The following is a 22,246-nucleotide window of genomic DNA, read 5'->3' as shown; positions in this document are numbered from 1 at the left end:
GATTATACCAGTCTGCAACTTAGGAGCTCATATACGGAAAGTGTAAGGTTTATGTACTAGACTGAGGTCGTGGGGACCCACTTTCACTGTGGTTTCCACTGTGAAACGAGCAAAAATGCGATGAGGTTGATATGTTTCCCTACTCAGATCCGGCGGGTCGCGATTTTATTAATAACGATGCCGCGTCAACCACTTTCCGGCAGCGGCTGCAGGGGTTATACGACGAATTTGCGCGTCAGCCCAATTCCGGTTTTACCTGGCTCGAAGCTTTCGATCAGTTAACCGGTAGCCAGTCGCCCCAGCAGGTGAGTGTGGACTGGGCTGCGTTTCCTATCACCGCGCGGGGAACCGATGCCGCTATTGACCGGGACCGCTTCCAGAACCAAGACGAGTACGTCGAGTGGCGGACGGAGACAGGCCAGGGCGGTCTGACACGAGTAACATTTACGACAGAATTCCCGGAATACTTTGAAGCATTTGCTGCACTCGGGCTTGACCAGCTGGTTGCCGTAATCCAGGATGTCTTGCCGCGCGCAAACCCGACAGCAGCTGAGTTGTTCGGCTCTGGGTTCAATCCTGCATCCAGCTCAGCGTTGGCCCGCGCCCGCACCTTCCGCGCCCGACTGCCGGAAAACCCATGGAATAACGGAGAAAAAGGCATACTTTGCCTGACACAGCAGTTCAACACGCTCAGGGCACTGTTTAATCTGCTCGGGGCATGCAGCGTCCCGACCACGCGTGGCACACCTGAAAATACCTGTTCGCTTGTAGAACCCGCCTGTGGCCCGGAACGGAGTTCCGATCCTGTTTTGTGCAGCACAGCCCAGCGGAGTGTGAGAGGAAATCTCGGATTGAGCCTGCGTGATCCGGCAGGCGTACGGATTGTGAAGCTGGATGGCGTGTGGAGAATCAATGATCGCGAAATAGACATCAATGATCCCGCTCAAAATCAGGAAAGCTGGGTCATAAGCCGGAATGGGCGTAGAGCGGTGTTATCAGTTGCGGCCGGTATGACTGTGGATGGGAATGCTTTGATAACCGGAGCGCAAGTCTCGCGCAAACTGAAGGTTGCCGCCGATCTTCTCGCAGCTCCCACCTCGGTGCTTCCGGAATGGGCTCGCACTGGTACCGAATCCAGCTCCCGCGGCCCGCATTGATCATGCCACTTTTCAACTGCATTCTTCCTGCTCTCGCTATATACGCGACCATTGCGTCCAGCTTTGGTCATGCCCAAGCCCCACCAAACGCGCTGCAACTCAAGCAACTCCGGAACGGGGACAAGCCCCAGGTAATGACCGCAGTGGAAATTGCGGGACTCGGTGATCCGGTCTTCAAGCTCCTGCTCAAGGACAAGGCCGACAGGGTCACGCTCGCGGATGTGCAGGATGCGATACAGCCCAACACTGCCAACCGTCACCTCTTCATTGTCAGCGAACGTATCGTGCAAGCCGCGAAAACTGGAACCCGCCGGGCGGTGGTCGCATTCGACGGCGCGAATGCCGGGGAGACGCTCAAAGGCAACGTCATGTTATCTGTCTCCTTTGGTCCGAATGGTTTCCCTAAGGAAGCCGAGATCGAGGCCTGGGGCTGGGACGATAAACGCGGACGATATAACTATTACAAACTGGATGCCGCAGGGTCATCGCGGGGCGGCATGGTCTGGAAATTTCGCGGTTCTTCGGAAAAAGCGGACTTGCTGACAACGCGGGAGCGGGCAGGAACTTGCCTGCGCTGCCATGTCAGTGGAGCACCGATCATGAAAGAACTGTTTTTTCCCTGGAACAACTGGCATGCGGGCGTAGGAGGAAGCTTCTTCGCAGACTATCTCGACCCCGCCTCCCCTCGTCCGGACAAATGGCCGGCAGCCAACACCTCTCCTTTCATGCGACTTTCTATGGCAGATAAGCTGGAAACCGATTTCCTCATTCCCTCCTTCAAGCGATTCAACCGGTCGCGCCTCAACGCAGTTTTGAGGCAGAATGCGAGCGGGAGCCCGTCGATTTCTCCCGCTGGCACAATGACAGTACTGGAAGGCACTCGCCTGCTGCGGCCTCTCTTTCAGACAACCGAAATCAACCTGATTTCATCCCGTAATACTTCGGGCTTGCCTCCTTTTGGACGCGCTACCGACTTCCTCCCCAGATCCAATATACAAATCCCGGCATCATTCTTTCTTAACGTCCAGTTGATCGCAGGCGGCGGCACCGGAGGTCTGGGCGGGCTCAAGCTGATCGATGCAAACCGCTTCTCTACCTTCAAACTTAGCCAGCAGGAGAATAAAGACTTGGTGGAGAAGTTTAATCTCCTGTTGGACGGAGTGCGCGGGGATACGCACTTTGCATGGTTTGTACCGGAACCCGGCTTCGTCGAAAACGATCTTGTCGATCAGGCGCTGCAACTCGGCGTTGTGACGCCCCATTTCGTCGCCGCTGTACTCGCGGTCGATCTGGAGAAGCCTGTTTTTTCCAGCGCGCGTGCGGAATTGCTCAAATTCGTCCCGGATGAGTTCGAGTTCATTCCGGTACCGAGGGGTACAGATCCATTAACTGTACAACGAGATCCTGAGAAGGATTTCCTCACCCAGGAAGTGATCTCCAGGATCGGCCAGGGTGGCCCTGATCCCGGTACAAATGTGGACGAGTTCCGCAAACTGCTTGCCTCGCCCGATGCAGTGGCGGAGTTGGAAAAGCGGGTAAAAGCCTATGTCGAGCGCATCCAGGCAGCGCTCGATCCGGCGGCCAACGGGAGCAACGGGAGGAAAGCCGAGCTTGAGCGGCTGTATGGATTACTGGTCGAGCGGCGGCGTCTGATGGAGGCGCATCCTGTTCTTCAAAATCTGGACGAAACCGAGGGCCGGCTTCTTTTTCCGCTCCCAACCAGAGACTGAGAAGCGGCGGAGCAGCAAGCCGCTTCCCGATTTTCCATCGTTAAGGTTTCTCCTCCCTAGCTTGAGAGAGGGGACAGGGGAGAGGGCACGATCAAGGGGAGGCTGAAGATATGAAACCGTTATCAAACTCGCACCTCTCCGCATCTTCGCTGATCACGTCGCATGCTTTTTCACTGATCATGTAGACGGATGAAGCGATGAAAAACCCGGGTATTTTGGGGAAAACGGAAGCATCCACAATACGCAGATTCCGGGTGCCATAAACGCGAAACCGACTGTCGACGACGGCCATGGGATCAGTGGCAGCGCCCATTTTACAAGTACAGGAGGCATGGTGTCCCCACGCCTGGTTTTCGATAAAACGCCGTATATCTTCGCGACTCTTGACTTCCGGCCCAGGCAAAACCTCCTCCTCGATTACATCTGAGGATAGTCTAATGATATTGCGCACTGTTTCCACTCCGGCGACAAGCGATTCCATGTCTTCTCCAGCGTTCGTGCCTTCCGAGAAATAATGAAAGTTTATGTCCGGTACATCGCGCGGATCGGCGGATCGGAGCGTGACCCGCCCGGCTGTATTAGCGGTGTGCCCCTTGAGGATGGCCCAGGTAAAGGCGTTTTCTGTCCTGGCAATGTTATTGGCATAACCCGGATAATATCCCCGGAAATCCCCGATCAGCCCGAAAATGAATAAATCGGGATCCGGGCGTTCGGGAAACGAGCGCTTCATGAGCGCGATCGTTGCACCGTTCGTTGTGTACGGTCCAACGCCCTGAAGCCACTGGCTGAACTGGGAATCAGGCGCCTCGCCCGGGGCGGGACAGCGGAGTTTCATTCCTTTGATCAGGGGGATGTTTTCCCTGAGCCGGGTAACCACGCCCAGTTCATAACGGTCTTGCAGATTTTCTCCCACCCCTGGCAAATCTACTTTTACCGCGATGCCATGGCACTCCAGTTCTTCCCGAGGACCGATGCCGGAGAGCTTGAGCAACTGGGGTGTATTGAATGCGCCCGCGGAAACAATCACCTCCCGTTCTGCAAGCACGGTTTCCACGATCCCTGGGGCTGCTGCTCCATGCTGTGGATCCGCACGGTATTGATGGGCGCCGGAAATATACTCCACTCCATAGGCCTTGTTCTGTTCATCGAGCAGGATACGCTTCGCGAGCGCATGAGTCCTGACTTCGAGAAAATTGGGGCACTGCTCGCGAACGCGCAATATGTACTCGCGGGCTCCAGCCCGCCGCCCCTGACCGGTGGTGATCGGTATCTTGCATAAGCCTTCTGGCTTTCTCCGGATAAAACGCCAATCGTTGGGATCACCATGGGTTTTTATCTTGAGCAAGGTCCGCTTGATGGGATTGACAATGCTGCTTAGCGATTCCTCGAGCGCGGCTTTTGAAAGCTTCCTCAGGACTTTGTCCCTCAGCAGCATTTCCCGCTCTGCCAGATTTGTTGGAAGCCAGCCTTCAAACCCGTGTTTGCTATTCGGTTCCTCAGCCCGGCTGGCATATTCGCAGCGCTCCATGCGCTTGAAATACTTGTGCATGTTCTCACTGCGCCAGGATTCATCCCCGGTCTTTTCGGCGATATAGTCCCAGTCGCTATTGTGAGGATAGATCAGCAGCATTGCATTGTGCGCGGTACATCCCCCGAGGGTGCCGGAGCGCGGGTATAGCACGCCGTTCTGTTCCGGAACGAACTTGTCATCCTGTCTCTGCTGCTCGTCATCCGCGTAGTGACGCACAAAGAAGTCCCAACGCAGAGCCTCGTGCTCCGAGGCACGCGCATGAAAGGCGGGAACGTAATATTCGCAGGGATCGTCTTCTCCCCCCGCCTCCAGCAGCAGTACGCGGAAACCTTTCAACGCGAGGTTGCAGGCGAGTGGACCTCCGCCCGCTCCGGAACCGATGATGACGTAATCGAATTTGTTCCCTGCAACGGACGGACAATTCAGGGGGGCAAAGGGTCGCGAGGTACCCTTCCAGAGAAGGGTAGAGCAACTGGCAAGAAAGGTGCTTGCACCGGATACCAGCAGGGCGCTGAGCTTGACAAAACTGCGTCGGGAGATCAAGGCGAAACCAATAGTATTTTTCTGCGAAGAGTCGCAAAAATCATTATAAAGGAAAAGTTTCCGCCGGTTTGGCTGCAACTTCCCTTCGGTTTGTCCTCCGTTTTGCAATAAGAATTAGAATTCGCACCGCTCCCCCGAGGGGAGCGGTGATTCTGGAGGTGATCCCTCGCGTGGTGCGTCACATCGTTTTCAGGAATTCGATCAATGCGCGTTTGTCGCTATCACCCAGTCCCCGCCGCCCTTCGTCTCCCGGCAGATAATCGGTTCCAAAGTAGTGACCTCGGTTGACCACGAAGTCCGGACATTTGCTTACGCCGAGCAGGGGATCGACCAGATCAGAATAGACCTTGCGTAATTCCGCATCTGTGATCCGGTCGGGCGTTACCTTGGCGGCGATCAAATCCCCCAGATGACCTTTGAGTGTCTTCAGCAGCGTCTTGACTTCGCCGCCTCTTTTTTCGAGGTCCAGATTGGACAGAAGGCTCACGGGTGTGCCCTCCGGTATGGGCCCCAGATTCAACACGCCGTCATGGATCGGCAATCTGACATACCAGGGCAGATAACCCTCCGGTATCAGCAGCCAGCTTCTCGCCCAGGTTCGGTCGATGATGCCGGGCACTTCCTTGCCCGAGCGAGTGACATAAGTGCGGCTTTCGCAACTTGTTCGTTCCTGATCCCCATAATTCTTTTCCGCATAGTAACCTCCCGCATACAGGTCTTCCTGGTCGCAGTAGCGTTTTTCCGGCCAGAGCAATTGCTCTATCCCGCTATAAAAGGATTTCATCCTGTCTTCAACAGCCCCTGAGGGATAGAATTTGCCTAGAGTGTTATTCAACAGGAAGGGCGCCGAGGACCAGAGGCTCGCAAGCGAAGGCGGTCGGATATACCCGCGGCCACCGTCAGGCATGGGATAGGAGCGCGGCTCCCGTGTCACGGGATGGTGAATCAGCGCGCTTCCCACGGAGGGCAATTCTTTGTACGAGGTGGAGGAGAAATTATCCCAGGTATCGCCCTTGAGTGCGTTGGTTGCAAGGGAAGCGCAAATATTCGTTTCAAGGAGAGTGACAGGAACACGCAACTCGGTAGAAAGATAATTGTCAGCAAGAAAATCCTCCTTCAGAACGATTTCTTTCATCTCCTGCCTGAATTCGTCGGTCTTTGTCCAGTTCCAGTACTGGTTCCAGCAACTCAGGTAATCAGACCCGACGCAACCGTTATTGGGGAAGAATTTCACCGCTTTCTCCGGCAGCTTGCTCGAGTGGCAGCCGGCGCAGTTCTCCGCAAATACTTCCTTGCCGCGTTTCAGAGTGGCCGCATCAGCGGTTAGATGACGCTGGCCTCCCGGCGCTTCCGCCAGATAATCCGGCCGGCTGGCTGCGAGGAAAAACAGCGATGTATCCAGAGTCTGGTTTTCCGTTGCCCGCCAATAGCTGGAATTCTTGTTGGCAGTGGCGATCGGGAACGGCGTGAACGGCTTGCCGCCGATCAGTGGATTGATATGCTGAAGCCACTCCTCGCTGAAAAGTCCGATATTTACGAAAACGCGGTTAAAGGCGCCGAGCGCGCCCACGGAATCTGCTCCATCCTTGAGCACCCGTGGGGTGAACACCGCGCCCGATTTTTCGAAGAACCTTCTCAGCGGACTTTCGGAAGATATCTCCCGATAATCATTAAACTGCTTATTGTTCAGCTCATCACCCGTCAGTTGCTCCCTGCCAGAGCGCAACGCATTCTTCATCCGTGCGCCCAGGTTATATACCCCATTCATGCTGCGCGGATTGTTCATGTAGTCTGTTGAAATGAGCGAAGTATCCAGGGCGCCGGGGCGATTGGTACTGAGGAACTGATAGGCGAAGCTGTTCTTGTCGGCCTCATAGGCGAATATCCGGTCGAACCAGAAATATTGTGCGCCGGGATTGGAATTAAGATTGGCCCATTGCGGGTTCTCCGGATCCTTCGGCGGATTGGAAGGGTTCGGGCCTACATGGCAGAATCCGCACGACATCCCGACCCGGTAGGGCTTCACCAGATTGGCATCGTTGTAGTAGGACGGATCGGTATAATATCTTTCCGGGTCCCAGCGCTTTTTTGCGGCTTCATCGAAATCGGGATTGGGAAACAATCGCAATCCTACAATCCCGCTCGCATATCCGTAGTAGGACCCGATCGGCACTGTCTTGCCGCGCGCCCCGATCTTTACGCCAGGGTATTTCTCTTCATTCTCGAACGGGTCGCGCGCGCAATTTGGATCGCGCACGTCGAGATACAGGCCAAAGCGGTCCGCACGTCCCAACGGATTGCCCTGTGCATCCACATTTTTCCTGAAGCACGGTTCATTGACAAGACCGAACCAGTACCATCGATTATCCCGGCTATATCCCGGATTTTTCATGAGGTGCGGATGATTTGAAAGAACCTTCAGGAGATCGAAGCTGCCCTGGCTGTTGATATTGAGATGGTCCCAGAACTTGTCATCGCCGCCTGTCCAGACTATCCAGTTATTCCGGCCCCTGACGATGGCTTTTACAGCTTCTTGCGGAACGCGGGAAATACCGGGAACAAACGGTTCCAGCGTGGCGACAACCTTCTGCGGGTCTTGGCTGATCCCATAGTCCATGTCCTTGAAGTAATCTTCGTCCGCGCCGGGGAAGCTCTCTGCTGATCGATTCGCGCATTGTGCCTCGTCCTTCACTGCGCCTGCCTTCGTAAACGGACCTTCGACACATTCGGTTGCAATCCAGGGCGGGCGCTTGTAGGCGCAGCCGATAAGCAATGTAGTCAACCCCATTGCAATGAGAGTGATGGCAACTCTTTTGGACTTCATGTGGCAGCCTCCAAGCAGAAATCGAATATTATTGGTTTTTGCGGATGCGGAAAAAAGCATCTCCCGGCAATGAAAACACAGCCTTGTTTTACAACGACGTCGAGTCGTAGACGTAACCCAGATCTTCCGTATCCACCAGGTCATCATATGATTCCCCCCACGGATCCATGATGCGGTCAGACCCGCTCAGGTTGGGCTCCGCCGATGAATTGGCCTGTTGCCAGATATGCCACAAGCGGTCCACTTCGGCATGATGAAGCCAGAAAACGGGATCCGTGGGTGATGACATCGTATTGTTCATGATGCCGCCCACCCACGCATGACCGTGATTATGAGCGGGAAGGCTCGTTCCATCCGGTCTCCGGCCCCAGCCCTCGATCCCGTAAGTGAATTTCGTATAGTCATTCTCATTGTCCAGACCGGTATTCTGGATGGAGAACTGGTTAACGATGATATCCACATCCGTCGCGTTGGCTTTTTGCGGTGGCGAAGCATTTTTGCGTGATGGTGGCGGTGTTCCCGTATCCGGATCATTTGCAGGCAGAAAACCGTTCAGCCAGGCGGGGAAGGGGTCTTCCCAGCGCCAATAGGGGACCGCCAGTTTTTCAGTTGCACTGGGACGGAGAATAGCGTCAACACGCTGCAATTCCCGCTCGAACTCGACGAGATAACGGCGATGCCAGCCCAGAAAACGGTAAAGGCCTGTCTCGCCCATCATGCCATGCATGTCATGCGACATGTCCATGTGAAACTGGACCAGTTCGAGATATTTGCCTTCCTCCACCAGACGAACAACCGCATTGCGGAATGCCTCCTGGTTTTCCGGCGAAAGGTCCGCCTGATTCTGGCGAGTGACCGGTGCGCCCGGCGGTTTGGGCGCGAAGGCGGCTGCTCCGCCCAGCAGGGGTTTTACCAGTTTCTTATGGATATCCTTAAGCAACTCCAGCTTGTCCAGGGGAAAGCCGAGAGCGAGAACTTCATCGAAGGTTTTGGGGTGAAGATGCTCGCCGGCCTCATGCGAATGGTCCATTTTTTTGCTCCTGACAAAGGGTTTAAGGAGAACAACCGGGCGCAGTATGACTCTCGCTCGATATCAATACGCCTTCACACAATAACTATAGTACATGGCGATTGATCCGCTCGATTTTACACAGTCCGACTATGACCTATCTGCGCTTGAGTTTGAGCTCAATCGAGAGCTCTGCAAGTCTTGCCCTGCATCAAAATGGCTTGCGCACGGCAGCGTCGCGGATCGGGCGAATGGTGGCCTGAACTTGGGAATGAGCGGAGTGGGATGTTGGGGAAGAATTCTACTTCTAAGCTGTCTCCTTGACAGGGAAGCCTGTGCTGACACCAGCTCTCCCACCATTCATAGAAGACGTGGAAGAATAACCTCTATCTCACTGCGGCAGAGAATGAGCAAATCTGAAGGGAGAAACGTTAAATGAAGGATGAGAATCTTTAGCGTGTAAGCAATGGATTACGAACTCAGACCCGCCACATTTGAGGATTACCCATACTGCTATCGTCTCACCAAAAGAAACATGTATGAGTTGTTCTGTCGTCACTGGGGAGGCTGGTTCCAGCCGAGGTCCGTAAGGGATTCGTGATCAAGGACATCTCCATGGTGATCATTGCCGGTAAACGGGCAGGTTATCTCAACGTAATAAAAGAGCCCCCTGCCTGTTTACGTTGCAAATTTTCAGCTATCTCCTGCCTGGCAAAACCGGGGAATTGGGACAAAGCTGTTGAATCGCCTGCTTGCCACTCATTCAAGAGACAGTATTCAACTTACGACTTTTAAAGATAATCCAGCGAAAAGACTATACGAGCGAATGGGATTTGTCGTTGTGGAGAAAAATGGCATGACAGTTAGAATGGAAAAACGACCGAGCAAAGCGAGCGGATGAGGCTGACTCAGTGGCGACTGCAGGTATGTAAGGAGGCTCAGAGTAAGAACGAACCCATCAAAGCCATGGTTGAAGATCGGTTTCGCCAAGGCCACTGAAGAATCAACAAAAGGACGCCCACCTGATAAAAATTCACATTGACTAATTGGGGATCGGATATATGATGAAATAGGTGGGTTAAGCGGAGGCGCCTGAGTCTGAGTGGGTGGACCCAATTTCTGATGGGGGATCGATCGTCGGTCCTGTCTTTTGAAGAGTGGGACGTGAGGCGAGCAACCGGAGAAAACCTTATTCGAGTTTGGAAGAGCTGTTACAACGAGTCCGGATGCGACAGGAGCAGCCGAATGGCGCGTACGGTGCCGGTCGGGGTTAATGAGGAATGCGCAACAGGAGATAGGGAGGTAATAATGGCTTACGATATTCAGCAGGTGATCAATATGTCGCAAGACGAGCTCGATAAATTGTTTTCTTCGGGGGAAGTCGGCGAGATACCGGATGGTGAAGCAAAGGGCACCGCTATTATCGCGCCCGGCACGCCTTACAACTATGCGATCGCGCAGGTCATCAATTTTTTTGCCTGGCAGGGAAAGATTTTTGACGCCAAGACAAGTACCTTGAAGAACGAAATTTCACCTTTTGGCTTTCGCGCGATCATCGCCAAGGTGTACAAGGACGATAGCTGGTTCGACCACAAGCCGTGCATTGTTCTCGATTATTCGGAAACATCGACAGTCGCCCAACGGATCCGTGACGAAATCCGCAAGGTGGCGGACAAGCAATATCTGGGAAAGGTTTACTGGGGCAACAAGCACCTTATAGACTTCTTCCTGCAGTTCTGAGTTATCTGAGGGATTCCGCCACACTCCGCTTTCAGGCATTCGGGTTGAATGTTTGAGACTTCAAAACAGGTTTGCGGTTATCGGAACTCCGTCGTTTCACGATGGCGTCTGTTTCACTGACGGGCTCAGCTTATACTTCGCAATCGGGTGGCAGGAAAGCCGGTTGAGCAGAAAAACAAGAAGTCGTATAAATATCGAGTGAGATAAAAAGCCATGACACCTCAATCCAGCTTCATGATTGTTGCGGCTGTACGTGACGGGCAGTTGAAAGACCTGCATGCCTTACTGGCTTCGATGAATAACCTGCCCGGTCATGCTGACCCCAATAATAAACTGATTCCATTTGGGAAGTTTGATCGCCTGCACTTTGCACGTTTCGTGATCATAGAAGCAAGAACCGCGCAGGAAATTAGAGCATTCGGTGTAACGCCAAGACCGTGGCAACCCACACTCGCCTTTCTTGGCGATATTGACGGAGATATGCAGACTTTTTTTCTGGAACTGATTGAGCGCGCAGAGCCAGGTCTAAAAAAAGTCTTTTCTCATTGCGAAGGTTTTTCCGGGGAAAACCAGGACCTACTGGGCTGGATGAAGGCAAACAATATAAACGCCAGCGCCACCTATGTTAACTGGATTGGTCGAACGGTCAGGCAAATCCATGAAGAAGCAGCGCTCCATCGAAGTTTGTCTACCTATCTGCAGAAAACTGCCGACGATGTGGGCCGGGAGAATGTCCGTGCCTTGCGGCAAAAGCTGTTGTCTTATGTCGAAATGGAAAAATACAAAGGCAGGCTTACGTTAACCCCGCCAGAACCCACACCCCCCGAATGGAAAATGCGCAATCTTCTGCATATGATCGGGATTCCATTGATTCTGCTTCTTCTATCCCCGCTATTACTGGTTATCGCACTTATCTTTGCGCTACGTTTGAGAATGCTCGAACGCTCTGACCCTGAGCTCTTTATCCGGCCAAGCCGTGAACATTTGGCAGAGCTTACGGTGCAGGAAGATCGGGATGTCAGTAATCAGTATAGTGTGTTCGGTGACGTGAAACCTGGTGTGGTCCGCTTGTTGACTTTCAAATTCGTACTTCTGGTGACCGACTATTTTGCCAGGCACATATACAACCACGGATTTCTTGCCCGAATAAAAACGATTCATTTTGCCCGCTGGGTGTTCATGGACAATAACCATAGGGTTTTTTTCGCCAGCAATTATGATGGCAGCCATGAAAGCTATATGGATGATTTTATCAATAAGGTTGGCTGGGGCCTCAATCTTACCTTCACCAATGGTGTCGGCTACCCCACCACCCGGTGGATCATCAAGGAAGGTGCAAACCGGGAACATGCCTTCAAATATACGCAAAGGCGGCATCAAATACCCACCGAGGTTTGGTATAAGGCCTACCCGGGATTAACAGCCGTTGATCTGGCGCGAAACAGTCGTATCCGGCAAGGCGTGGAAATTCGGCAATCCAATGATGCGGAAATCCGTGAATGGCTCAGCCTGATCTGAGGAGCATGGAAATGAAAGAATCAAGCGACTTTGAATTCGATGATCTTCAGGGGCTGCTGCGCTTTGGATATGGGAAGCTGACGGATACCTCTTTTCTGTTGCTGAATATCGTAAATGCCGATCTGGCCAAAAAATGGCTGGAGACAGCACCCATCAGCAGCGCCCTTACGCAGGATCCTCCACCAGAAACGGCGCTGCAAATTGCCTTTTCCGTGGAGGGTCTGCGTGCCCTCGGACTGGAGGAATCCGTTGTCGAGGGTTTTTCCGATGAGTTCATCGTGGGTATGGCAGGAGATGAAAGCCGTTCCCGCCGCCTGGGTGATGTCGGCAGCAATGCGCCCCAGCAGTGGAAATGGGGAGGACATGCGGCACAGGTGCCCCATGTCCTGTTACTGCTTTACGCCACGAAAGGAGGCCTCGACGCCTGGCAAAAAACCATAGAAGGCGAACATTTCTCCAATGCATTTGAGTTGCTGCAGGAATTACCTACGCTTTATATCGGTGACATCGAGCCTTTCGGATTTCCGGATAGTATCAGTCAGCCAACCGTGGACTGGATGCAACGGCAAAGCACGGATACTCACGAGCGCGATCGTTATTCCAACTTGCTGGCTCCTGGAGAAATCGTACTTGGCTATCGCAATGAATATGGACAGTACACTGCACGCCCGCTCATCGATCCCCGGAAAGACAAGTTTGCAACCGTGCTGCCTGGCGCCGAGGATGATCTCCCACTAAAGGATTTCGGCCGTAATGGGACATATCTGGTGCTTCGGCAACTGAGCCAGGATGTTCCGGGCTTTTGGCAGTTTCTTGACCAGGTGGCGGATCATATACCGGAAAAACGCGAGCAACTTGCCGCAGCGATGGTGGGCCGGGAACTCGATGGTACGCCTTTGGTTCCGGCACATATTCCCGGTATTTCGCGCAAAGAATATGAGAACGATTTTACCTATGACCAGGACCCAAAGGGGAACTATTGCCCGCTCGGCGCGCATGTGCGCCGGTCCAATCCACGTACAGGCGATTTGCCCACGAGTGCATGCGGCCCCGTAGACCGATTGATCAAAATACTGGGTTTTGGTCAAAGACCGGATGAAGATCTGATCGCCTCTTCCCGTTTTCATCGTTTGCTGCGGCGTGGTCGCACTTATGGGCCCGCACTTGCACCGAAAGACGCCATCGAACGCCATGCACCTGTCGCCGAACGGGGAATACAGTTTATCTGCCTGGTGGGCAACATATCGCGGCAATTCGAATTTGTTCAGAATGCATGGACCATGAACAGTAAATTCGATGGCGTGCAAGATGAAAAAGATCCAATGCTGGGAAATCGCGAACCCCTGATGAGCGGCGAGAGCACTGATCATTTCAATTCTCCCGATCCGGCCGGCCCGATGCGGACAACCTGTCATTTACCGCAGTTTGTTACCACCCTTGGCGGCGGATATTTTTTTATGCCCGGGCTGCGCGCACTCAAATACATTTCCGCCTTACCTGCTAACAGGACTGGTAGCCCATCATGACGAAGATAAAGAACCGGATACTGAAGGCTATTCACAATTTTCTGATTCTGCTGCTACGGATCGAACGCCGGCTGGAACCTTGGTTCCGCGCACAGTGGAACTATCTCTTTCGCGAACCCAGCGCGAAGTTTATCCAGTATTTGGTCAATCGCCGACGCAAGAACGAAGGTTTGCAGCTGGCCGAAGAAAAATTCTATCCGGATGAAGAAGAAAGCCTGAACAAGATTATCGATCTCATGATGGATCAGATGCGCGGGCGTTTCAAACCGGGAGGATATGAGCGGGGCGGCAATACAAAAACACACGGCATTGTGCGTGCCACGGTAACCATACGGGATGATTTGCCGGAACATTGCCGCAAGGGTATTTTTGCCCATCCACGCACCTATCCTGCCTATGTGCGTTATTCCGGCCCGGGACCGAATGTGCCTGCGGATATCAATGATGTCGGTTTCATGAGCATGGCGGTAAAACTCATGGGTGTTCCGGGCGAAAAACTCATGAGCGAGGAGAAATTCACGCAGGATTTCATAACTACCAGTGGTGGCGCGACCTTCGTCACACCCAATACTCGCGAAAACGCCAAGCTGCAATACTGGAGTTTGGTGGATATGACGCTTTATTATTTTCTCAATCCCAAGGATTCCCACCTGCTTGACTTCTTCATGCAGAGCCTGTGGAATGAAACTCAATATAACCCATTGGGGCGGCGTTACTGGAGCTGCACTCCCTATCTGCTGGGAGAGGGACAGGCCATGATGTATTCATTCGTGCCGAAAACGACAGATGTTGAAACCCATATTCCTGGTCTGCCATTTGGCACCCCCCCATTTAATTATTTGCGGGAGAACATGATCAAGACCTTGAATGAGAAGGATGTCGAGTTTGATCTTATGATTCAGCTCCAGACGGACCCTCATCTGATGCCTATTGAAGATAGTTCGGTACGCTGGCCGGAAGAGCTTTCCCCGTTTATTCCTGCTGCCACGGTTCATATCCCGAAACAGAAATTTGATTCCGACGCACAGTTTGAGTTTGCCAAGCGACTGAAAATGAATCCCTGGCATTGCCTGCCTGAACACCGGCCGTTAGGTAATCTGAATCGAGCACGCTTCAGAATGTATTATGAACTATCCAAATTCCGGCAGGAGATGAATGAAACCACACATCTTGAACCAACCGGGGATGAGATATTCGATTAGTATTTTTTACAGTATTACTCTTTATTTCAGGACGACGTAACAGGGCTAATAAAAATTAGCCTGAATGCCGTGGGGCTATCGCTGTAATTTCACTCTCCATTAAATGGTTACACCGTTTGGAATGAATTTTGGATTCATGCGATCATAGGCAAAAGAACGTCTGCTATTTCTTTGGTCGATTTCCTCTTCTATTTCCTCCAACCTGTCCCCAAACCGCTCTATCACCTCGTGTGCTTCAGAATCGAATTGCTTTAAGTTGTACTGACCGATCGAGTTGACACGAAAATTTGTCAGGAAATAGGTCCAGGTTTGCGAATAAGCAGCTCGAAACGCCGGCTGAAACTTCAATAATCCAGTTGCATCAATTTCAGCGTTTTTTCCAACCGGAGGCGGCGCATAAGCTGAATGCGGCATATTGGGGACGAATCCCGGGTATTTGTACTGGTTGAAGTGAATGCAGGAATGAAAAGCAGTACATAGAAAAATGATATGACCGAGAGTCTCGCTCAGCTCTTGCCTGGATTCGAATCTGGCAGGAAACCCGGGAATTCTGCCGCGATCTCGCGCGCTGATATCATGTGCCCATGCCTGAATTTCATAGTCATCAGTAACATCCGCTTCAGATTTGTAATATAAATCGACATATTCTTTGCTAAAGCCTTGAATCGCATTCCACAGCAAAATGCCATCATCGCGATAGGGATAAAAAAGATCAGGATTATCGACTTCCCGCTTCGCAATATCATCAGGGAAGGCAGATTCTTTAAAATTAAAGCTTGTCATGCCATTGGCCATGCACTGTGTCATCGAGTCATAGTCTCCGGCAAATAACTCACCGTACCGACCCGGTCGTCCTTTCCGGTCTTTCAAGAAAGTGTGCTGGTGATTGACATTGAGCGTGTGCTGAAGATGCGGATTTAATAGAACGTAAAGTGGGTGAGATTTATAAAGCTGTCTTCGTGAAGCCATGATAATGGCTTCCATCACGTAATGAATACGGGTTGCATGGGTATACAGGATGTGATGGTTGCCATCCGCGACCTGGGCAAACATTTTTGCTGTCAGCCAGAGATTGCCGTCTTTTGACGTATAGATTGGATTATCGGGCCTGTCATCCTGGTATAGCTGGATGGCAATCGGCCGCAGCATGCCGTCCGGTTGCAGAAACAACACGACGATCGGAGTCGTGACATATTGTTTTTGCCCGCCGTCGATATACCCCGGGTTTGACTGCAATACATCCAGGACTGCATAGTCCAGGACGTATATGCGCTTTTGCGCGGTGGCAGCCATATAGTCGATCTCATCAATCTGCTCTTCAAAAATTTGTCGTATCTCAGGTTCCGGCAGCCTTTTTGGTAGCGGATTCTGACGGGTTACAGCGCGCAATATCACAGGATTTACTCCAATGACGCGCTGCAGGCCAAATATCAGATCTTGCTGGAAGCTATCCACGAGATCGGGGTTTGGAGGACTCGCCGGAAAAAAAACATAATCCCGATAGCTTTCCATCGGCTTACCGAGCAAGTAGCGTAAAAAGGTAATCGATAGGCTGGGTAAACTTGGAATCAACCGTAAAAGATTCATTCCCCCACGGAGCCAATATCCAATATCGGGGATCTCCCGCCATGGCAGTTTACGCACGACTGCAATAGTATTGACATACTCATAGGCGTATTGATACTCAGCTTGCCTCTGAAGAAGATAATTCTTCCGATCTTCTTTACCTGTATTTTCTTCATTCTGCGGTAGCTTGTTCGACACGAGGCACTCCTTTATAAAAATAAGGTTCTCGCCTGGTTTCCATAGCTTTTTTTCTATATGCCCTATCTTTCACTGATCACTGGACAGATGTATTGAAGCTTGCAACAACCGTATCACTATCCCTAACATTACGTTTGACGATATCCGCAAGTGAGCTTGTTTCTTCAATAACGGATTGTCCAACCTTTGAAAATGTTTTTTCGTTGTGTACATAGATGGATACAAGTGGGTTTGTCAGTGCATGGGTAAACGCATCGTACCCCACCATCCGTACCATAAGGCGCCCAAGACTGAAGCCTTCATTATGATCTTCGGCAAATATGCCCACTTGCCACTCCAGATCGTCGATCCGGTCTTTATAAAGGTCCTTCAGTTCCCGCTGTAGTTCGCTGTCCTCCGTCAATTCCTCGAAACTCCGCAAACGGGGCATATTGAATGCTTCCCGATAGTCATTGAAGGGGCGCAACCTGGCCTGCCGTCCCATTGCGATGGAGCGCTCCATGACACTTCGATTATCGTCACTAATGGGCAGCGGATAGAAAAAGTAATCATGTGTATTGTGAAGACCAATACGGCCCGCTCTTTGCATTGATGCAGCCGTTATCACCCTTCCGATGCCATGTTGAATTACCAGCGGGGTATTGTTGCGAAACGCATCCAGCGGATAGGACTGGTTGCCGACTCTGTAGCTTTCCGGGACCATGGAATGCCACCGGTACAGGAGGTTAAATTCCAGAGAGATCCAGTTGGTGCGGTACCAGCGCTGCCTTTCCGCCAGATCAGGGGATGGGTCGAGGGTAAAACCGAACTGTGTAAAACGCGAAACGTAATCCGCCAGAACCACTTTGATCAGCAGCACAACCATGATGTTTCTTGCCGTCTGAAACAGGCGTTCATCATCCCATTTTGGGTAAGCTTCTTTTAGCAGGTCACAAATCCGGTTGTGTTCACGCAACATTACGGTATTCATTATGGTATAGCCAACCGATGAGTTGCCGTGCTCCAGTCCGGCGGCAAACATGCGTTTTAACCGTTCCTCGGGGATATTGCTAAAAACAAAATCCAGAACCTCGCGGGGATGCAGCTTTTCGAATTCTTTATCTGCGAACACCCAATCGCCTGTAGTCGTTTCCTCCGTGTTAAAAAGGTAGGGAGGAAAAATTTCTCCATCGATAATCTGGTACTTCAGCTTCCCATCTTTTTTCAGCCGTAAATAATGCGTAATTTCTTCCCGCAAACCATAGATCTGACAAAGATCGATTTCATGGTTCGATGTATTTTTCCGGCGATCGCGAAAATCCGTCCTGAGGAAACTATCGGTAAACCACTGGGCAAAGAAAGCAAACAGTATGCTTGTATCGACCGAAGGTATTTCCTTGTTCTCTTTTCTTCGCCATAAATCAACGACTCTTTCCATGTCCGGAAGATTCTGATCGCCTTCCGCCTCTGGCAGATGCCGTCCGGTAAATGACTTGTCAGTCAACGATTGCCAGGTCGTATAAGATGAAGCCAGCGAGAACGCCCGGGGTCGAGGGTTTGTGGAATAGGCTTGCCAATTGACAAAAGCGTCACTGATGAACCGCCGTAACCATGTTATTCGCGAAACAATTCTAACGAGCCAGGGAAATCTGTTCGCAATCCGAAACAGGATCGGGAAAAAGAATTCATACATAATCTCGTACCCCTTCTTCGCGTAAGCGGCAAATCATTGCTGAATCCCATATTCTTGTTTTTTAGAACGGTTGTATATGCACGGGTAGAGATCGACAAGCCAGCGATGAATTACTCATTTTTCGACTCTGTCAACCTGCATGCTCAAATCGCTGCTTTTCGCCGCCGGGCTGGAACCGGAAATCTCGCGACTCGCACAAAAACACGCTTTCTCGTAAATATTGTCAATTCACAATAGTTCATAAAAAAGAGGACGTCAAAACGGTGATCTGTTGTAAAAACTGAAAAATAGCCTAATATCAGAATGCGAATGCAACGTTATCCTGGCTCATGACAAGAGGTCGCAATGCCCCCTTCCCACCAGCCCCCGGAAACTCAGCCCACTGTAAAAGTTTTTGACCCGCTGGAGCTTGACCGCTCCGTGATTGCTATTCCTCTTCTGCGGCAGATGGAGGAGGAATTAAGAGGAATCGAAGCTTTTCGGGCTGCGCATCCGTTCCCTGAAGATGGAGAATTCAATACGCTGATCGAATACAGCAGAGAATTCGATGGAAAGCCGGAAGAGATGCGGGAACTGGTCGTCGAGATGGCCGAAGAGGCGGCAGCGAAGGCATTGGAAGCATCGAAAAAACGGGTCGAAGAGAGCAAGGAGATGGCCCCAGCCGTAACACGGGGCACGCCGGTGCGTGGTGGCTCGACAAGGAGCCGGGCTGATATTTACGGAAATCCTTTTTTGATGGAGCAACGGCGCCACAAGGATCTCGAAGAAGCGATCCGGGTTCAGAAAATCGGGCCTGTCTCGGAGGATGGTGTCTATAGCTTTGCCAGCTTGCACGCAACCATAATACGACGATTATTAGCTGCAAACGAACGGCTGTCACAGGTTGAGGAAGCTTCAAAGAAACCTATCCTTCGGATCCACCCTACACGTTACGAGGTCATCATCGATATCAATCTCGAATATCCGGGTGGGCGGGAAGAGGCCCGGCGCTGGATTTATCAGAATATCGAAGAGGCCAAGAAGAAAGCGAAAGTGTACGACGCGGGCCAGGATGTTCATCTCAAGAAGGAACAGCGCGAAAGCGGCTACATGTTCGCCTGCCTGGAAGCCCGTACCATCAAGGCGCTCATCGAGCTCGATGTTGCCCAGGCAAAGGTGAAGGCTCGCGAGGCTCAGGCAAAAGCGGGAGATACGAGCCATGAAGCGAAGGCTCGTGCAGCAAAAATCAACCCGGCCAAGTTTCGCGCCATCTTCCGCATTTGGCCGGATTTTGAGATTTCTGCCTCCATCACTCACTCCATCGCCACGATAAAAGCCGATGCGGCACAAAATTCTTTTTCCGCCCGAGGCGCCGGAATCACTTGGGCGGTGATGGATTCAGGAATAAAGCAGGATCATGAGCACTTTCGCAAACACAACAACATCGATAAAGACTCCAAATGGCATAAAGACTTTACGGCTGAGGGCAGCGACCCGTTCAACGATGAGAACGGCCACGGGACGCATGTGGCAGGCATCATTGCCGGCGAGTGGCGTCCAGCCGGTGCCCCAGGAGGGACAGAAGCGGCTGCGCCAGCGGAGGTTTCCCCTGCGGCGGGCGATTCCGCCACGCCATCCCGAATTCCTATAGCGGTTTCCCGTTATCTGAAAACGGGTTCCGAAGATGTCGAATACCAGCAGATAAAACTGGTGGACGGCATCAGCGGGATGGCACCGCGCTGCAAGCTGGTAAGCCTGCGGGTGCTGGACGAAAACGGGAAAGGGAGCGTGAGCAATCTCATCGCAGCCATCGCCCATGTGCAGGAGATCAACGGTTACGGCCGCAAGCTTCTGATCCACGGAGTCAACATGAGCCTGGGATATACCTTCGAGCCCGAATGGTTTGCCTGTGGTCAGAGCCCGCTCTGTGTGGAGGTTGACCGGCTGGTAAAAACTGGCGTCGTGGTCGTGGTCGCCGCAGGCAATACAGGTTACGGCACGTTGAAGGCCTCCACAGGTGCGCTCTCGGCCGGAATGGCGCTGACCATCAATGATCCCGGCAATGCGGAACTCGCCATTACAGTGGGTTCGACCCATCGCGACATGCCGCACGTTTACGGGGTTTCCTACTTTTCCTCGAAAGGGCCGACGGGCGACGGCCGCCTCAAGCCTGACCTCGTCGCGCCCGGCGAAAAAATCATCTCATGCGCCACGGGTCAGTTAAAAAGCGAGGGCGCGCAGGGCATCGAATGCGACTACGTCGAAACCAGCGGCACGAGTATGGCAGCTCCCCATGTCAGCGGCGCGATCGCCGCATTTCTGTCGGTACGAACCGAGTTCATTGGTAAAGCAGAACGTGTTAAAGAAATTTTCATTGATACGACTACTGACCTGCGGCGCGACCGCTACTTTCAGGGCAGTGGGCTCGTTGATCTGATGCGTGCTATTCAGTCGGTGTGATTTTGAAAGTATAAAAAAGAGAAGAAAGGAGCACGACCATGAATGAAATCGCAGGAATTCCTTATGTGGAAGCAAGCTTCGACAAGAATGGTCAGGGCCCTGAAGAGGAGGTCGTTCTGCCTGCCGGTGTGACCGACCTTATCATCATGTCGCACGGATGGAACAACAACAAGTCTAAGGCAGAAGATCTATATAACAGCTTTTTTGCAAGCTTTGCCGCTGCCGCTCAACCAAACGATTTAGCCGGGCGAAAGCTTGTCATTCTGGGAGTATTCTGGCCATCCAGGGAATACGATACGTCTGTTGCCGTTTCAGGTACTCCTGCCACTGGGGGAGGGGGCGCAGCCCTCGGGGGTGGAAACGGCGATTCGACCAAGCGGCTGGAAGAAAAACTGGATGACATGAAAGAAATTTTCACGGAGGCAGAGCAGAAGAAACTTCTTGATGAGGCGAAAGCATTGCTTCCGGATCTCGAGGAAAAAGCCTCGGTCCGAGAGCAATTTGTGAACAAAATGCGCTCCCTGCTCGATCCGAGCGCTGCGGGCAAAGAGGATGCGTCCAATATCTTCTTCAAGGATGACGGCAACGAACTGATGAAAAACCTGAAGGCCGAGGAAGAGGATCTGGGCGAGGATGTCGCGGGAGGCGGAGCAGCGTTGCCGCTCGGGGTGGGCGCTCCCGCACCGGCAGAAGGCGGAGCGGCGGGATTGGTAGAGATTCTTTCCGGATTCAAGGCAGCTGCTATAAATCTGCTCAACTATACCACCTACTACGAGATGAAGACGCGATCTGGAACTGTTGGCAAGAACGGGGTTGCCCCGCTGATCGATAAACTTGCCTCTCAGGTCGAACGTATCCATCTGATCGGGCACAGCTTCGGCTGCCGTGTCGTCACCTCGGCGGCACTCGGCTCGAAAACCGACAAGATAAAAAGCATGATACTCCTCCAGGCGGCCTTCTCCCAGAATGGATTTTCAAGGATTGAACAGGGATTTTACCGTGCGCTCGTGGATAATCATCGAGTCAAGGGCGCGGTCCTTATCACGCATACGCCCAATGATAGAGCAGTAGGTCTGGCCTATCCGCTCGCATCTCGCATCAGCGGCGATAAAACCATGGCGTTTGGCGATAAGGATGATCTGTTTGGGGCGATGGGCCGTAATGGAGCGCAGAAAATGGAGCAGGGCGAAGCCGTCGAAGGCAAGCTGCTTTCCGTAGGCGGCACCTATGCTTTCAAGGCCAATACTTATTTCAATCTCGAAGCCAGCGATTTCATCAAGAACCACAAAGACATAAAAGGAAAGGAAGTTGGCTACGTGGTGCGCAGGGCCGTCGCAACCGCATGAAAGGGCTAATCGCCCGGCAGAGGCCGTCCCTTGTATGATTCGACAAGCATGGCCTGAGCCTGCCGAAGGGCTCAGGGCGAACGGAAGCTCCCTGCGTGATCCTGTCGAAAAAAAACCGACAGGATAGAAAACTTTTGCTCCCGGCGCGCATCTAAGATTTGGGTTTTTCGGGACTTCCTGCGGGTCGTCTCGATGACGACAAAACCCTCGTCATCATTGATAGCCTCTTCTCTTTACCGTCAGCC

At 52.3% G+C, this 22,246-nt stretch carries 14 protein-coding genes; 9 read left to right on the top strand and 5 right to left on the bottom strand.

Annotated features, from left to right (window positions below; all coding sequences use genetic code 11):
* Positions 1–131: 131 nt before the first annotated feature.
* Positions 132–1,157 carry a hypothetical protein gene (locus tag BMY01_RS02795; protein WP_074744119.1) on the top strand — a complete coding sequence of 342 codons (1,026 nt, stop codon included), beginning with the start codon at positions 132–134 and terminating at the stop codon, positions 1,155–1,157.
* Between the two features lie 2 nt (positions 1,158–1,159).
* Positions 1,160–2,887, top strand: coding sequence for a hypothetical protein (locus BMY01_RS02790; protein ID WP_074744117.1), 1,728 nt, complete (start codon positions 1,160–1,162; stop codon positions 2,885–2,887).
* Positions 2,888–2,978: 91 nt separating this feature from the next.
* On the opposite strand, the gene BMY01_RS02785 is transcribed toward BMY01_RS02790, so the two are convergent.
* The 3 genes from BMY01_RS02785 to BMY01_RS02775 all read right to left on the bottom strand — a co-directional run bounded on the left by BMY01_RS02785 (position 2,979) and on the right by BMY01_RS02775 (position 8,815).
* Positions 2,979–4,961 carry a GMC family oxidoreductase gene (locus BMY01_RS02785; RefSeq protein WP_254772578.1) on the bottom strand — a complete coding sequence of 661 codons (1,983 nt, stop codon included), beginning with the start codon at positions 4,959–4,961 and terminating at the stop codon, positions 2,979–2,981.
* Between the two features lie 178 nt (positions 4,962–5,139).
* The gene (locus BMY01_RS02780) at positions 5,140–7,785 is read right to left on the bottom strand and encodes a c-type cytochrome (RefSeq protein ID WP_074744538.1); all 2,646 of its coding nucleotides are present in this window, start codon (positions 7,783–7,785) and stop codon (positions 5,140–5,142) included.
* A gap of 88 nt (positions 7,786–7,873) precedes the next feature.
* The gene (locus BMY01_RS02775; RefSeq protein ID WP_074744115.1) at positions 7,874–8,815 is read right to left on the bottom strand and encodes a tyrosinase family protein; all 942 of its coding nucleotides are present in this window, start codon (positions 8,813–8,815) and stop codon (positions 7,874–7,876) included.
* 649 nt (positions 8,816–9,464) lie between these two features.
* Between BMY01_RS02775 and BMY01_RS18695 the strand changes: the two genes are divergently transcribed.
* The 5 genes from BMY01_RS18695 to BMY01_RS02750 all read left to right on the top strand — a co-directional run bounded on the left by BMY01_RS18695 (position 9,465) and on the right by BMY01_RS02750 (position 14,780).
* The gene (locus BMY01_RS18695; RefSeq protein ID WP_217638609.1) at positions 9,465–9,695 is read left to right on the top strand and encodes a GNAT family N-acetyltransferase; all 231 of its coding nucleotides are present in this window, start codon (positions 9,465–9,467) and stop codon (positions 9,693–9,695) included.
* 344 nt (positions 9,696–10,039) lie between these two features.
* Complete coding sequence (locus BMY01_RS02765; protein ID WP_254772577.1) at positions 10,040–10,534, top strand: hypothetical protein; 495 nt, start codon at positions 10,040–10,042, stop codon at positions 10,532–10,534.
* 213 nt (positions 10,535–10,747) lie between these two features.
* Positions 10,748–12,052, top strand: a complete 1,305-nt coding sequence (locus BMY01_RS02760) for a hypothetical protein (RefSeq protein WP_074744113.1) — start codon at positions 10,748–10,750, stop codon at positions 12,050–12,052.
* Complete coding sequence (locus tag BMY01_RS02755; RefSeq protein ID WP_254772576.1) at positions 12,034–13,578, top strand: Dyp-type peroxidase; 1,545 nt, start codon at positions 12,034–12,036, stop codon at positions 13,576–13,578. The genes BMY01_RS02760 and BMY01_RS02755 overlap by 19 nt, the downstream gene beginning before the upstream one ends.
* Positions 13,575–14,780 (top strand): catalase family protein, encoded by a 1,206-nt coding sequence (locus BMY01_RS02750; RefSeq protein WP_074744111.1) that lies wholly within the window; start codon positions 13,575–13,577, stop codon positions 14,778–14,780. Before BMY01_RS02755 ends, BMY01_RS02750 begins: the two co-directional genes overlap by 4 nt.
* A gap of 99 nt (positions 14,781–14,879) precedes the next feature.
* Here the strand turns inward: BMY01_RS02750 and BMY01_RS02745 are convergent, their stop codons facing one another.
* Both BMY01_RS02745 and BMY01_RS02740 read right to left on the bottom strand, forming a co-directional pair.
* On the bottom strand, positions 14,880–16,544 hold the full coding sequence (locus BMY01_RS02745; RefSeq protein ID WP_074744109.1) for a lipoxygenase family protein: 1,665 nt from the start codon (positions 16,542–16,544) through the stop codon (positions 14,880–14,882).
* A 76-nt stretch (positions 16,545–16,620) separates the two neighbouring features.
* On the bottom strand, positions 16,621–18,027 hold the full coding sequence (locus BMY01_RS02740) for a peroxidase family protein (RefSeq protein ID WP_254772575.1): 1,407 nt from the start codon (positions 18,025–18,027) through the stop codon (positions 16,621–16,623).
* A gap of 534 nt (positions 18,028–18,561) precedes the next feature.
* Between BMY01_RS02740 and BMY01_RS02730 the strand changes: the two genes are divergently transcribed.
* Both BMY01_RS02730 and BMY01_RS02725 read left to right on the top strand, forming a co-directional pair.
* Positions 18,562–20,655 (top strand): S8 family peptidase, encoded by a 2,094-nt coding sequence (locus BMY01_RS02730; RefSeq protein ID WP_074744103.1) that lies wholly within the window; start codon positions 18,562–18,564, stop codon positions 20,653–20,655.
* 38 nt (positions 20,656–20,693) lie between these two features.
* Complete coding sequence (locus tag BMY01_RS02725; RefSeq protein WP_074744100.1) at positions 20,694–22,001, top strand: alpha/beta fold hydrolase; 1,308 nt, start codon at positions 20,694–20,696, stop codon at positions 21,999–22,001.
* The last annotated feature ends 245 nt before the right edge of the window (positions 22,002–22,246 follow it).

The organism is Nitrosospira multiformis, from assembly GCF_900110185.1.
Classification (GTDB): Bacteria; Pseudomonadota; Gammaproteobacteria; order Burkholderiales; family Nitrosomonadaceae; genus Nitrosospira; species Nitrosospira multiformis_A.
This window is presented reverse-complemented; position numbering and strand designations above follow the sequence as displayed.

Excerpts from the sequence above, each read along its gene's own strand:
- BMY01_RS02775 (WP_074744115.1), bottom strand. The coding sequence starts at position 8,815 with ATGGACCATTCGCATGAGGCCGGCGAGCATCTTCACCCCAAAACCTTC.
- BMY01_RS02780 (WP_074744538.1), bottom strand. The coding sequence starts at position 7,785 with ATGAAGTCCAAAAGAGTTGCCATCACTCTCATTGCAATGGGGTTGACT.
- BMY01_RS02755 (WP_254772576.1), top strand. The coding sequence starts at position 12,034 with ATGGCTCAGCCTGATCTGAGGAGCATGGAAATGAAAGAATCAAGCGAC.
- BMY01_RS02765 (WP_254772577.1), top strand. The coding sequence starts at position 10,040 with ATGGCGCGTACGGTGCCGGTCGGGGTTAATGAGGAATGCGCAACAGGA.
- BMY01_RS02795 (WP_074744119.1), top strand. The coding sequence starts at position 132 with ATGTTTCCCTACTCAGATCCGGCGGGTCGCGATTTTATTAATAACGAT.
- BMY01_RS02760 (WP_074744113.1), top strand. The coding sequence starts at position 10,748 with ATGACACCTCAATCCAGCTTCATGATTGTTGCGGCTGTACGTGACGGG.
- BMY01_RS02725 (WP_074744100.1), top strand. The coding sequence starts at position 20,694 with ATGAATGAAATCGCAGGAATTCCTTATGTGGAAGCAAGCTTCGACAAG.
- BMY01_RS02750 (WP_074744111.1), top strand. The coding sequence starts at position 13,575 with ATGACGAAGATAAAGAACCGGATACTGAAGGCTATTCACAATTTTCTG.
- BMY01_RS02790 (WP_074744117.1), top strand. The coding sequence starts at position 1,160 with ATGCCACTTTTCAACTGCATTCTTCCTGCTCTCGCTATATACGCGACC.
- BMY01_RS02730 (WP_074744103.1), top strand. The coding sequence starts at position 18,562 with ATGCCCCCTTCCCACCAGCCCCCGGAAACTCAGCCCACTGTAAAAGTT.